The following is a 14,937-nucleotide window of genomic DNA, read 5'->3' on the forward strand; positions in this document are numbered from 1 at the left end:
GGACAATGCCAATACAGAGCTGGAATCTAACGCTGTCGCAACTCTATATTTACTTTGAAGGACGTTTGGATAATGTGATAACGTTGTAATCGCTAAATTAACGTGACACAGAATTCTGAACGCCCTCTTTTATAAGGGATTAGTCCTTTATCAAAAATCTCCTGATAGGTTTTCCCTAAGCTATTAATTAGAGCTTCAACATTGATAGTCATTACTTATATCACCTCTATTCTCGATTCAACCAATTCATCTGAGATTTAACTTTTCAAACTATTCACAAATGAATTGGCTTTTAAAAATAACCTTTCATTTATATCTGATTACCAACTCACGCCTGATGTAGGCAAGAAAGTCACTGAGCTAACCTGTTCACGTAAATCATAAGAAATCTGCATACTGATTTCGTCTGTGAAACGATATAAATCTTTACAACCAAACTGCCTTTTCAAAATTTGCCTTGGTGGTATTGATTTAATCGGACCACCTAAGTTTTCTTTAATCCACTTCCTATCCATAGAATGCGTCAATGGTGATGGCAATTCATTTGGGAATATAAATGAAGCTTTATCGTCCCTAAGCAACCTTAAAGTAATTTCGTTTAATATTTTACTACTCCGTTCAAACGATAAAAAAATCCCCTCTTTCACCATATCAATACCAATATTAAGTACCCCAAGGGGACCGCTTGGTTTACTTCTATAAGGGATCAGCCCTTCATCAAAAATTTCCTGATAAGATTTTCCTAGGCTATTTATTAGTGCATCTATGTTAACTGTCATTATTCATACTCATGATCTATTATCTGGGATAAGTTGTTTTTCACCAACATATCGGTTGTCTGTCCTAAACTATTTATGATTGCAAGAACATCAATCATCATTTACCGACTGTTCAAATAACAGTGCATCTACACGAAGATCAGTTTGATAAAGGAAGCGAATTTCTGTATTTGGATACTGATCATTTAGTTTACGTGTATAGGCATCAAATCCGCCTATTAAGCCAATTACCGGAATTCTCTCCGGTCCACTACTGTAATCGGGTTCTCCCATAAATGCTCTGACAATAGCTTTATTCATTTGGTGAAGAAATGGAGCAGGCATATCACCACTATATGTACCAGTATTATCAACGGTATTGATTAATGTGAATTGAACAGAAATCAATACTTTTGATATAATATCGAAAACTAAAGTAAGACCCGTCTCTGGTTCAACACTAAATCTGGAATAACCTTCGAAAGCAAACTCAAACTTTTCCTCTGGAAGAAGTCTATTTTCAACTAACATATCTGCGGTCTTCCCCAAACTATTAATAATTTCAATAACATCTATCATTATTTACATGCCCCTTATTCTTGGTTAAGCTAATTCATCTTCAATTTAACTTTTCAATCTGTTGATTAATGAATTAGCTCTCAAAAGAACCTTCCCTTTCTGCTAACTACCAACGCACTTCACTTGTAGGTAGAAATGTAACTCGACTGACTCGATCTAGAACATCGTGCGATATTTGCATACTAATTTCCGACTTATCCTGATAGGAATAAAGATATGTCCAACCAAATCTATATGTCAATGCCTCAAATGGAGGTGCTGATTTAATTGGTTTACCTAAATTCTTATCTACCCATTGTCGGTTCATTTCCTTCATTAAGGGATATGGCATGTTGTTCGGAAAAACAAAACTGGGACGCTCAGGTATAAATAAAGTTAAAGTCATCTCTATGAATGTCTTAGTTTCTCGATCAAATGATAAGAAAATCCCTTCTTTTACCATATCTAACGATATTGTTTTATCACCAGAAAAACCTTTTGGTTTAGTTTTATAAGGAATTAGCCCCTCATCGAAGATTTCCTGATAAGTTTTACCTAAACTATTAATTAAGGCTTCAACGTTGATAGTCATTATTTATATAACCTCTTCTCTTGGTTTAGTTTATGCATCTTAGTGCGAGCTTCTTCTATCTGCTCTTCTGTTGCCCCATAGCTTTTCAACGCCGGCTTTATGGTATCTAAATCACGATCTAAGGCTGTTCTTAAGTCTTGTGCATCCTGCTTTATTTGAGCCGAAGTATTCCGGCCTCCATAGGTAGCACTAAGTTTCTGATGAACCTCTGCTGGAATAATAATAGCCGCTACGTCTTTAGCCATATCACTGATCTGTTTCTTATCCAACATTGGATACAATTCCGCTAACTTAACCTTGATAGCCGCAGCCGAAGGCATATGATCCGCATGTGTTCCATTCCTCAGCCGCCCCGCAAAGTTCCTATACAAATCCACTTCAAACAATTTCACCGGCGGTTTACTCAGATACACATACACCGGCGGCATATTCGGAATGGGGAATACCAGAATATAATCGCGGAAATCCTTCTCTTCCGGCATCGGCAACGATTCAATATCGCTGCCCACTTTATCCGGGATCGGCAACACGGTTATTTGCGACGGAATAAACGGCTGTTCTTCATTCCCGGTATGGGCTGGAACCTTGAATTCCTGCTCATTCGGCGTCCATAAAATTGTCGGCCGAGTTTCTCCCGGTTCCCAGAACTCATAATTACCGGTGGTCCGATTGAGCGTCATCATGCGAACCGGTACTTTATCCAGACCACCTTCCGGGCTGACGTGATATCCTTGAACCGTCATCCTGCCGCTTTTTTCATCTCTGATCCAGCGAAAACGTACACGCGTTGGCGCTTTACCATACTGTTCCGCTATCTGCCTCAGGCGATACGGGTCTAAGTAATCCTCTTCACCCTGATTCAACGCCGGTGAATAAAACAGCCCCATTAGCCCAACTGTCACCGGATTCGGCGCCGCCAGCCAACGTCCTGCACTAATAGCGCCGCCGCCAATGTAACGCATTACCAGCGTTTCCCCTTCCGCTACCGCGCTGCGGGCAGTGGCAGCCACGGCGGTAGCAGCCGCTTCGGCTTTATCTTCACCACCACGGAACCACCGCTTATACCACGGTAATTTTTTATCCTGCGGCTTATCTGGTTCTGGCGGGTGTTTCTTCTCTTGTGGAAGCGGTTCTGGTTTTTGCGGCGTCACCGGAGTGGGAGATGACGGCACCTGATATATCGCCATTCTGCCAAAATTATTCGCCGGTTCAGGCTCGGTTCCGGCATCGGTACAACCTTTACCCCGCTGGCAGGACTTTGTAAACACTGGTATCGGCGGCGGAGGCGCCTGCGTTGCGGGCGGGCTTCCCACATCCTTTACCGGAGAAGAGAAGTGCTGTTGCACCATATTTGTGGGAGCGGCAACCCGGTCAGCATCCTTATCCTGCTTCTCATAGCTGTCCATCTCGGAATTGATAAACCTAGCCCGACAGGGGCAAGTACTCACACTGTCCAATGTGCCAGCCAGCTTGCGCCCCATGTCAAACACATCGGATACACCACCGACAATCGTGTAAGTACCGGGATGTTTGCCACAGGTAACTGTATCCCCTTCACGAGCGGTTGCTCGCCCATTAAATGTCATGGTGTGATCACCGGTGATAATCTGTCCGCCACAGGTTGTTTTATCACCAACGAGCAGGAAATACCCTATTGCCATTTATTCACTTCTCCAATGATTTACAACATGAAGAGTGAATCTAACTGAAATCATCATCATGCTTTTGTCACTTATGGATTAATAAGTAATCAATAGTGCAATGAATTTCACTTAAAAGTATATAGGAATATTCTGAAAATTAGAGAAATAATGTCGATTGATACTGGTAATTCACTATGTTTTATAACAATTTTATAACAAAAATTAAACAAAAGTGAGTTTCATGAATAAATTTAAGAAACAGTGACGAGTTAGCAGAAATACACAACAGATTTTTGCAAGCCACGGTCAATTGTTAATCATTAACCGTTCAAAGTGCTGACCGAAAGACCAACACTTTGTCAACAATCTACAAAACTATTCAGGCTTTGATGAGCTTTACCAAATTGCCTCTGAGCATTGCAGGAAAACTATGCGCTTGCACAAGCAAACATGCTTTGTTGGTGCAAACGGCGAGCAAACTGACAATTTAAGGCTAACTCTTTCCTACTATGCCCGCGAACCAGTAAAGCCTCCCAACGATGATGATGACCGGGCACAAACCCTGTACAGGCAAATCCCGCCTGTTGCAAAATTTCCATCGCCTGGAGAGTGCCTTCCCCTACCGGCAGTTTCACATATACCAGTTTGTGTGCCGGTAACTCCGCCACCTCTTTTACCCGCTCGGTTGTCTGCTTTTCTATCCACACTTCCAACCGACGTCCATGATTGGTTATGCGGATATCCGCATCAGCCAACTCCTCCGGTTGCAGAGGCTCTTGACCAAACACTTGAGTCACCGATGTCAGCCACCTTTGCCAACCGGAAGGCCAATGTAATTCTGGAAACGGCCAACTTTGTAAAGGCAAACACCCCAGCACAATGCTTTCCGGCCGTGCCTGATCAAATGGTGACGTTACATAATCCGGCAGTAAGCCCGTCGTGTGAAAGCCCAAATTTTGGGCCAAACGTTGGCTGTGGTTATGTGACGACACCTGTTTAATCGTGAGTATGCTTAACCCCATTTTCTTAGCCTGATGACACAAGTATTGGCCCAATGCGGTGGCAATACCTTGCCCACGCGCCTGCGGGCGTACCGCGATCAACGCCAGTTCAGCGCTTAATGGACACTGTTCATCCCGCCACAGCGCCGCATGCCCTAATACTTGTCCATCCTGTACCGCAACAGCAGAATACCACTGTTTAGCCGCATTATAGCGGCCAAGCATCGTGGGTAAATAGACTTCCGGGTAGACATAATCTTCGCCGTAAACAGCCCGAAATAACGCACTAACACCGGTAGAGTCCTCTTCCCGGAATAATCGAATGAATGGCATGACTGGATTTATGCTCATGCTGCCTTCTCTTCAGCACTATAACCACGATTATCAACCACCCGCACCAACTTACCGGATCGAGGATGAGTAACCATATTTTCCAAGGCGCAGTAAGTGACCTCCACATGCAGGAAGCCCTGATCACATAACTTTGCCATAGCGGGTTGGTCCGCCAGCAATGCTTGACGCATTGATGTTGCCGATGGCATCAGTGATGAATTCCCGGCTAACAAGAGTTGTATGTTATCCATGCCGTTCTGACGGCTCAGCAATAACTGCCAAGCGAGTACACCCGCTTGCTGTCGCAGTAAACGCGCAATATGGTCAGGAAAAATGGATAGTGAACCAACTCGAATTCGGTGAGCGCCTCCTGCCCGCCCCTGCAAAGCGAATTTGCGTCGCGGCTGCCCCGGCGCTTCACACCAACAAGCCATATCTCCAGTAGGGTAACGGATAATCGGCATCAGGCGTCGTTGCAGGTTGGTGACAACTAATAGGCCATTTTGGCCAGGCTCCGTAATCGGCTGACCGTTGGCTTCGTCAACAATTTCAATAATGGTTTCCGTATCAAAAACCCGATGTTCGCCATAACAACAATCGGGAGACGCCGCCCCAATGAGACCCGCGTCAACGCTGGCGCAACCCACTGAACCAATACGCGCATTAGGAAATACCTGATTCAACAGTGTCAATTGCTCTGGAAACAGGCTTTCGCCACCGTACAACAGACGCTCAACGCCCTGCATAGACTGGCCGCGCTGCTGCAAGGCACTGGCAAAACGCAGCAATTGCACCGGCATCCCAGCCAAGACATTAATATTCAAGTTAATAATAGCGTCGGTCAGTATCCGATCATCAACGGAGCTGGTAAACGGATACTCCACCACCGGCACCGGTGAATAGGACAAGGCACCATGAATAAACAGCAAACCGGTGTACAAATCACCAGAAAAAAACAGATTAGCAAAGCGGTCGCCAGGTTGTAATTGTTGTGCAATCCCTTGACCAAATGCGCGTATAAAAGCACGCCATTCACTACAACTGAACACTGACAACCTGCCGTCACTGGTTGAACCACCGGTTTTAAAAACATGACCGCCGTTGACAGGGCCAGTTAACACCGGCCAGTTCTCCAGCGATTGCGATTGTTGCCAATAATCAGCAGGATTGATCAACGGCAGATCAGTTAGCTCCCAACCAGATCGAGGCAGATCACGGTAAAGATCCTTAAAAAAGGGGGAATGATTGCGGACGTATTCAACCAGATCGTGTAATGATAGTGTCATGATTTACCCAAAAAGTAGTATTATTGGTCTCAGAATCGGCTATCCAGCACCAGCGGCGTTTTGCCGCTTTGCGGGTGACGACGGAACTGCCCCATCGGCGTCGGAATAACTTCCAATTGAAGCAATCCACCACTGACAACCTGGTTCAGCATCTTATGTTGCAGCAAATGTGTACGCACCTGGTCAACATCCCCATCGGCTAACACATGGATGTAATCACCGCCATCGGCGTTGTTTCCCACCAGCCACTGCACCGGAAACTCCAACTCGGCTGACAATGCCGTTGGGTTCACAAAAATAGATCCCACCCGCAGCAACGCACCATGACGACCTTCCAATTTAAACCGCGGCGTTGGCAATCCGCAGTCACAGAGAGCGGGAAGCCAATAACCCAAGTCACCTACATCGTAACGCTGGACCACCTGCCCTTCCCTTTCCAGAGGGGTAAACACCAGTCGACCGCTTTCCCCTGTAGGAACAGGCTGATCACTATCAAGAGCCAAGATTTCCAGCCACTGAATATCAGATAACAGATGGAATTCGCCCTCGTGACAACAGGCGCAAGCATGACCTAACGGGCCTGCATCCACGGAACCGTAAATTGCCGAACGAATCACCTCTACACCAAAACTGGACAGAAACTGACGTCGCTCTTCGTTAATATGTTCACCACCAGTAAAAATTTTACGTACCCCGCCATAGGCACGCAACGCAGCCTCTTCACATTCAAACAATCGGTGTATAGTGCTCGGCATCCCGACCAGCGTATTGACCCCTTGAGTGATAATAAAGTGCCTGATTTGGCTAAAATCATCGTCTATTGGGCCGCCCATCGGGTAATGGGGCACAGATAATTTATCCAGAATAGTGAAGAAACTCATCAGACCGCCATACAAATTACCGCCATACAGCAAATTCATTACCCGGTCTCGTGCTGGGTCCAGACCAGCAGCAAACAGGCCATCTGCCGAAGACTGCATTTGGCTGTGATAATCTCGATGGCTGAAACCCGCCAGTTTTGGTTCACCGCTACTGCCGCCGCTACGGAAAAACACCTGTGCTTTCGCCGTTATGCCGCCACTTTGAAACTTTGCTTTATCCATCACCGGAATACCTGCCAGATCCGGCGGATTGGCTGACAATTTATCCAATGAGACATGGCCCGGCAGTTGTTCAGCTTTCAAGCTGACGGAGACGCGTCGCGCCAGCCGAGTCAACGCATAAACGCCATCATGGGGTTCACCTTCATAGCCATCATGCATAGTTCCGGCCTGACATATCCGACTAACACCAGCAGCCAGCAACTGACGACTCAGCATCGGCAGCTCTTTTTCTTTAGCTATCAAAGCGCAACTTTGCAAATAGGGACGCCACGGCAACAAAACCTCGACCAATTGCGCACGTGGCGCCGGGCGGACTTGCAAAGTACGGTACAGTGGTGATGGCGCAAGTTCTTGACGCTGTATCCAGGCTACCCGCCAACCATTACCCTCCTCTATTGAACCGTGAAGATCAGCAAAAGTGTGATCTAACTGTAAGAATGCCATCTGACTGCTAACTTCCGCCGCTTCCTGTATGTCCGGCTGTAAAGCGGGCCATACTGGCGCACGTCGTTCCAATGCGGCGGCCACAGCACTAACCACCTCCCGTAAAACGTTCTCGTCAGTGCTATCCACCAATAAACACTGTGGACTGGAGCACGCTTGTTGCTCAAAACGGCAAATATCATCAGCCAGCGCGTCATAGTCAGCATCACTAGCAACCATCGGGTCCAAATAAGCAAAACTGATACGATGTCCCCAATCTATCCAACGGCAGCCGGGCCGTAGTTGGCTACGGATAGCGGTCAACGCGCTATTACTGCCCCAGGCGGATACGGCATCAGCACACGCCAATAATTCTGATAATTGATCGGACGGCAAAGGCAACACAGAGATATAAGGCGCCAACGCGCCGCTCAGGTCATAACGTAGAAACTCAGCCAATATCCGCGCATTAAGGCCGTGATCACTGCTACTAGGACGCAACCAGTTGACATTACCCACCAGCAAGCTTTCCAACACTGCCATAAATGGCAGCAAAGGCGCATTGGACGGCGTGATATGCACCACCAATCCCAACGGCTGCCAGGTTTCAAAACGGGGCTGTGTATAGTCAAAGCGACGCAGAGAAAAGGGTTGTTCGCCCAATTCGTGTCGCAACTTTGCCTCTAAAGCATCACGATGACAAAAGTGACGTAACGCGGTGATTGCGGCTGTATCCAACTCAAGCCTGGCTGCAACCGTATCGAGGCCGTCAACAAAGCGTTCAGCACACGCCAATACCTGTTGTACGCTTGGGGGACACGCCAACGTCTCAGCCAACTTACCTTTCAGTTCCGCCAATATGCTAGCGGGTTCCAAGTCAGAGATAACCTTACCATTCACTAAATACATTTCAGGACTCCTTGATCAACTCAGAAGCGGCAATCGCACAACTGCGGCTTTTGCTGGTACCGGCACGACCCAATAACTCAAACCAATCGGTCGCTAACTCACAGCCACATTCAGCAGCCGGATGTAACACCGCCAAATCGCTCACCACAATACTGTGTGCCGGGCTGGAAGTGATGTAGGGTGATGCCAGATGCAGGAAACCGGGCTTACCGTAGGGTTGAACCGCCATGTTGGCCGTATCGCGGATATAAGCGCGGGCATAGGTCGGCACATGAAAATGGTGATTTCGGCACTCAACATAAGGCACGGGATGTTCCACCGAACCGTAACCATCCCGGCACCGCTCGTCAGGAATACCCAGTTGTTCCCCCAAACGCCGATACAGCAAGGATCTTGGAATGGCTTTATCTGCGTGCGTTTTCCAGCCGCCCCCTAAAAACACCAATGACTCAGGATGCAACTGGACCGGCGGCAACCCCATTTCCCGCATCCGTTCCAGCGTGAACCACAAGAATGCCGGAAAGCCCAAGATACGCACCGGCAACCCTTGTGCCGCAAACTCTTGTAAGGATCGGATGACGCCAAAAGGATCAAACTCATTGCTTTTTCCATTATGGCGCAGTGCATAACAGACTTGGTTTACCGGCGCATATTTACACAGATATTGATCGGTATACGCGGTTCCCAACGTAACCGTACCGGCAGGTTCATAGCTTAACAGCAAGTAATTGCAAGGCTGTCGCGGCGTATTCCAACCGTAATACTCAAAAATTCGTTCAACCATATTTTGAGCCGCGCGTATACTGCGTGCATCGTAACGCATACGGCTCTTTTCGCCGGTTGTCCCGGAAGAGGTCAACTCCAATGCATTCCTGCCGGTACTACTGAGCAACAATTGGCGTTTGAAATAATTAGCGAAAATAGGCGGCAAACGCGACCAATCGTCCAGTTTTTCCAGTCTTTCCACTTCCAAGCCGTTAACCTTCAACCACTGAGAATAACCGGGAGTGTTTTCACAGTGGTACAGCGTCAATTCACGCATGGCAGCATCAAATAGTTGGTCACAAACGTTATCGACCCGGTAAGGATGATCAAGCGCACAAAGGGCGTCAACATAAGCAAGAGAGGTCAAAAGTCATCTCCAGAAATTAAAGAAAAGGGCATTTACTCCCTTAAAATAATAGGTATGTTGTTTCAACCTTCGGCAAGTAAAGCCCGAAGAAAAAATAACGATATGCTGAATACAACTTCTTAACCAAATTAAAAATAGGTCACCGTTTTTAGAAAAAAAATCTTAATTTTGTTAATTTCTTGTAAACAAAACAATAAAAATATAACAATTATGATTTAATGAAGGCTAATATAACAACAAATTTATATTTAATAACCTTATCAACGAATTTAGTCATCATTATTCATGTATCAATAATGCCAATAATAATTTGGAATTATTCATCAAATACGAATTTATAATCAATATGTAACATTTAACAAACAACCAGAATATTGAGATCTCCACGATATTTATACAATTATATAGTTAGCATGATAATCAACAATGTTACTTCTTTATTTCCGTCAATTTTTTTAACCGGGAACGTCTATAAACCCGGAATATGGCCAACAAATCTAAGGTAATAAACTTGTTATTTCTCACCAAGTAAGCTATTTCTATTCAATGATGAGTAATTTTAAGAATTATTCACAACATAATAATAAAAACAGATTAATAATCTGCATTTATATTTTCGATATTTACAATACCTAAAAACAAGCAATTTATGATATTACTAACACCAGTCAAGTTCTTATCAACGTGAAAAATCCATTAAAAAATTTAAAATAAAAAAACACATTTCTATGCACACGATAGAAATTTTCTTTTATACGATTACCCTACTTACCTTAACAATCATTCATATCAACATTTTTTTATCAACCATTATCACTACCGGGAAGAATAAAATATTCTAATAACAACCAAAATAAGAATTGCCAATAAGCAATATTATATATAATGATATTTCAATAAAAAACTAAAAGTTTTTATTTTTAAAAAATCATAAATATATAAAATATAAAACTAAAATTTATATGATTTTCCAATTTATAATAACGAAAATATCACATTTATATTTATAATTGCCATACAAATCATTTCGTCTCACAATTTAACCAAGAATTACAACAAAATATTATTTATATTGTAAAAATAACAATGGTAAATTAATCTCTTGTTCTAACCAATAATACATTTCATTACTTTATATTAACTCATGTAATAATTTACATTACTTACCAAATTTAGTGTTTTATACCATTATAATAAACTCGATATAAACCCCATATAAATTCAAATCTGGTCGCTTCATTTTAAATAATTTCCTATTTAATAAACCAAACAGAAAACCAGATAATAATTATGGTAATTTATATTGTATACAATAATATCTCAATGACAAATCACACTGTAAAAAACATCAAAAATAATATAAAAATATACTCCAGTTCTTATCAAATTTAATCCATATAATTTAATTAAAATTAAAACCGTATATTTATTTAAACAAAACAATAAAATCATTTTCCATGAAAAATGTTACCAGTGAATTTAATCAATTATGCTTTATTGCATTAGAACATTTAATTAAGAATGTATCTTACAATACCATAACAGGCACAATAGCTTTATTCCACCATGATACACAAGATAAAATTTAAGTCGGTGATTGTGGTTAGAATATGTGCCTGACACAATAATCTGATACATCCGGTTAGTCTGGCGTCATGATTGACACCAGACTAACCACCCCAAATCTCGTATATGGACGAACATCAAGAACTATTTAACCAATAAAATAACTCACATTTATAATCGATAACTATACATCTAGTTAATATTCACTATACGTAACTATATGTTAAATAAGGATAGGTTATTTCTCCTTTTTAGCAAAACAGAAAAAACAACCATTAGCGATAGCAAAAGATCCTGGCGCTGTTTTCTACGATACTTGTGCTCGTCTCCCTATGCTTGCTACTGTTATTTAGTTGCAGCAGCACCTTTGAGCAGTATGCTTCTGAATGAGGTCATTCCTGCTTATCTCCTGAAATCTTGCATGCCGCTGGTATCTCAATAGAAAGGTTATCCTCATCATATGGAGGAGCTGAACTTAACGTTCATTCGCTGCTATGTAGACATTATTCAACACTACGATTATTCAGTACCACAAAGAGGTAAATTATGAACAACTTTGACCCCAAAACTTATCAACACACCCCCACGATCACGGTTCACGATAACCGTGGCTTGGATGTCCGCGAAATCCGTTATCACCGTACTACCGCAAAAGAAAACAGTGATATCCGTATTACCCGTCATCAGTATGATGCTTTCGGGCGCCTACACCAAAGTATTGATCCGCGCCTGTATGACGCCAGGCAAAAAGATCATACGGTGAAACCCAATTTTCTCTGGCAGTATGATTTAACGGGCAACGTCCTACGTACAGAGAGTGTCGATGCAGGCAATACTATCACTCTTCATGATATTGAAAACCGTCTTGTCCTGACCGTAACTGCAACAGGCGTCAAGCAGACTCGGCAATATGAAGACAACTCTCTGCCCGGTCGCCTGTTATCCGTAACCGAACAAGAAACAAAGGAAAGGGCAGCCCATATCACCGAACGTCTCATCTGGGCTGGAAACACACCGGCAGAAAAAGACCAAAATCTTGCTGGTCAATGTGTGCATCACTACGACACAGCGGGAGTGATCCAACTGAATCGCCTTTCCTTGACCGGCGCGGTTTTATCACAATCCCGTCAGTTACTGGCTGACAGTCAAGAAGCAAACTGGTTCGGAGATGATAAAAAGATTTGGGATAAGCGATTAAGTAATGATGTATACACCACCGAAAGCAAAACCGATGCCACCGGCGCTCTATTGACGCAAACCGATGCCAAAGGAAATATCCAGCGTCTGGCTTATGATGTAGCCGGTCAGTTAAAAAGGAGTTGGCTGACGGTAAAAGGCCAGAGTGAGCAGGTGATTATCAAATCCCTAACCTATTCAGCGGCAGGACAAAAACTACGCGAAGAGCACGGTAACGGTATCATCACCGAATACACTTACGAACCGGAAACCCGGCGACTAATTGGCATCACTACCCGTCGTTCAAACGATACCAAGGCTTTGCAAGACTTACGTTATGAATATGATCCGGTTGGCAATGTAATCAGTCTCCGTAACGATGCAGAAGCGACCCGCTTCTGGCGCAATCAGAAAATAGTGCCGAAGAATATCTATACTTACGATTCCCTGTATCAGCTTATCAGCGCAACCGGACGCGAAATGGCGAATATAGGCCAACAGAATCACCAGCTCCCCTCTCCAGCGCTAACTTCCGACGACAACACTTACACTAACTATACCCGTACTTATACCTATGACCGTGGTGGCAACCTGACCCAAATCCGACACAGCTCGCCTGCGAGCCAAAACAATTACACCACAGACATAACCGTCTCGAATCGCAGCAACCGTGCGGTACTGAGTACCTTGACCACTGATCCAACTAAAGTGGATACATTGTTTCAGGCGGGCGGTCATCAGGAGACATTACTACCGGGACTAAACCTAAACTGGAATGCGCGAGGTGAACTACAACAAGTGGCGCCGATAAAACGGGATAACCGCACCGACAGTAACAACGATGTAGAGTGGTATCGCTATGGCAACGACGGGATGCGGCTGTTAAAAGTCAGTGAACAGCAAACGCAAGATATTCTCCGGCAGCAACGAGTTGTCTACCTGTCGGGACTGGAACTGCGTACAACCCAAAATGGCGCTACTGCAACAGAAAAATTACAGATCATTACAGTGGGTGAAGCCGGTCGTGCGCAAGTGCGGGTTCTACACTGGGAGAGCGGCAAACCAGAAAACATCAACAATAATCAGATACGTTACAGTTACGATAATCTGATTGGTTCCAGCCAACTTGAGTTAGATAGCGACGGGCAAATCATCAGTCAAGAGCAGTACTATCCATTTGGCGGTACAGCGCTATGGACCGCAAGAAACCAGATAGAAGCCAGTTACAAAACGATCCGGTATTCCGGTAAAGAACGAGACGCCACGGGACTCTATTATTACGGCTACCGGTATTATCAGCCGTGGGCGGGAAGATGGCTAAGTGCGGACCCGGCAGGCACTATCGATGGATTAAATCTCTATTGTATGGTGATGAATAACCCAATTACGCTGGCGGACAATATGGGACTCTCAAGTTTAGACTGGCTTGATCTCGCCATGCCGCAAAACAGACCTGATATTTCGCCACTTTTATATAAACAAAATCCAAGAGTTGAAAAGAGATACCAATATTTCACCAGAAGCACCGGTGAAATATTACAAGAAACAAAGAGAAATGAAGATACGCTCAAACCTATGAAACCAAAAGATAGAGAAAAAAAATCCAGAGATATGAAGTATACAAATGCAAAATTAAAAGGATATGCCGCCCATGCCGGTATTATGGGTCATGGCACCAACATAGATCACGATACCTATAAAGATAAATTTTTAAACCTGAGTGGTAGCTTAAGTGCCAAAAATACCTTCCCCGGAGTGCAACTTATCAGCGAAAAAGCGAAGCCCGGTTTCGAACAGTACCACCCCGATAAACTTCAAACATCCAAACGTTGGAGGCCAAATATCGATCTTGGCAGCTATCGCGTTACTAATGAAAAAGAATTTATCGCAGGTATACAAAAAGCGTATCAAGAATCAGGCACTGCATTACATCCACTGATTGAACAGAGGATCAAAGCACACATTAAGGAAAACAAGAACATTTTACCTAAAATGGCAGGTATTGCGGGTCTGCATGCTGAGGTACAAGCCTTAAATTATATGGTCACTGAACTTGCTAAAAGGGGAGAAAATATATCAAGTCATTTGAGTCAGAGCTATATATTTACACAACGACTTGTTGGTGCAACCAATCAAGACTTCCCGGCCTGTCATAATTGTTCTGGAATATTATCCGGCATAGAAAATGTCATGACAGGAAGGGTAGAAAATTATAGAAGAATGACACGCAGAAACTCCGTAGCGTAAGTAATAATTTGTACTAGAACTCAAACCTGATCTGACAGCTATCGAGAATGGATGTCAGATCAAGTTTCAATTCACACAGGGATAGGGAGTGTTAGAAATTCTGTGTCATTCCAGTAATATATCTCAAAAAGGAATGACAAATGACTCAATCTTTCGATTTCGACAAAGCCCTGAAAGCGCTTCAGGAGGGTCAGGCACTGACCGGTAAGA

The 14,937-nt window shown here is 43.8% G+C and carries 9 protein-coding genes and 1 pseudogene; 1 reads left to right on the forward strand and 9 read right to left on the reverse strand.

Features of this window, described 5'->3' with window-relative positions:
- Positions 1 to 128 precede the first annotated feature (128 nt).
- From EAE92_RS24850 to EAE92_RS23220, 9 genes and pseudogenes are all read right to left on the reverse strand, one after another.
- Positions 129 to 212: pseudogene (locus tag EAE92_RS24850) on the reverse strand (DUF6392 family protein); the annotation flags it as partial.
- Positions 213 to 320: 108 nt separating this feature from the next.
- Positions 321 to 779 (reverse strand): DUF6392 family protein, encoded by a 459-nt coding sequence (locus EAE92_RS23185; protein WP_214069748.1) that lies wholly within the window; start codon positions 777 to 779, stop codon positions 321 to 323.
- Between the two features lie 90 nt (positions 780 to 869).
- Complete coding sequence (locus EAE92_RS23190; RefSeq protein WP_214069749.1) at positions 870 to 1,337, reverse strand: DUF6392 family protein; 468 nt, start codon at positions 1,335 to 1,337, stop codon at positions 870 to 872.
- A gap of 106 nt (positions 1,338 to 1,443) precedes the next feature.
- Complete coding sequence (locus EAE92_RS23195; protein ID WP_214069750.1) at positions 1,444 to 1,908, reverse strand: DUF6392 family protein; 465 nt, start codon at positions 1,906 to 1,908, stop codon at positions 1,444 to 1,446.
- Positions 1,908 to 3,569: an S-type pyocin domain-containing protein gene (locus EAE92_RS23200; RefSeq protein WP_214069751.1), complete on the reverse strand. Its 1,662-nt coding sequence runs from the start codon at positions 3,567 to 3,569 to the stop codon at positions 1,908 to 1,910. Before EAE92_RS23200 ends, EAE92_RS23195 begins: the two co-directional genes overlap by 1 nt.
- A gap of 410 nt (positions 3,570 to 3,979) precedes the next feature.
- Positions 3,980 to 4,903, reverse strand: a complete 924-nt coding sequence (locus EAE92_RS23205; protein ID WP_214069752.1) for a GNAT family N-acetyltransferase — start codon at positions 4,901 to 4,903, stop codon at positions 3,980 to 3,982.
- Complete coding sequence (locus EAE92_RS23210) at positions 4,900 to 6,171, reverse strand: phenylacetate--CoA ligase family protein (protein WP_214069753.1); 1,272 nt, start codon at positions 6,169 to 6,171, stop codon at positions 4,900 to 4,902. Before EAE92_RS23210 ends, EAE92_RS23205 begins: the two co-directional genes overlap by 4 nt.
- 29 nt (positions 6,172 to 6,200) lie before the next feature.
- On the reverse strand, positions 6,201 to 8,606 hold the full coding sequence (locus EAE92_RS23215) for an acyl-CoA reductase (RefSeq protein ID WP_214069754.1): 2,406 nt from the start codon (positions 8,604 to 8,606) through the stop codon (positions 6,201 to 6,203).
- Position 8,607: 1 nt separating this feature from the next.
- Entirely contained in the window at positions 8,608 to 9,738 is a 1,131-nt protein-coding gene (locus EAE92_RS23220; protein WP_214069755.1) for a LuxE/PaaK family acyltransferase, read from the reverse strand.
- A gap of 2,112 nt (positions 9,739 to 11,850) precedes the next feature.
- Between EAE92_RS23220 and EAE92_RS23225 the strand changes: the two genes are divergently transcribed.
- Positions 11,851 to 14,727, forward strand: a complete 2,877-nt coding sequence (locus tag EAE92_RS23225; protein ID WP_214069756.1) for an RHS repeat-associated core domain-containing protein — start codon at positions 11,851 to 11,853, stop codon at positions 14,725 to 14,727.
- The last annotated feature ends 210 nt before the right edge of the window (positions 14,728 to 14,937 follow it).

Origin of the sequence: Photorhabdus hainanensis (assembly GCF_018448965.1) — a bacterium.
Classification (GTDB): domain Bacteria; phylum Pseudomonadota; class Gammaproteobacteria; order Enterobacterales; family Enterobacteriaceae; genus Photorhabdus; species Photorhabdus akhurstii.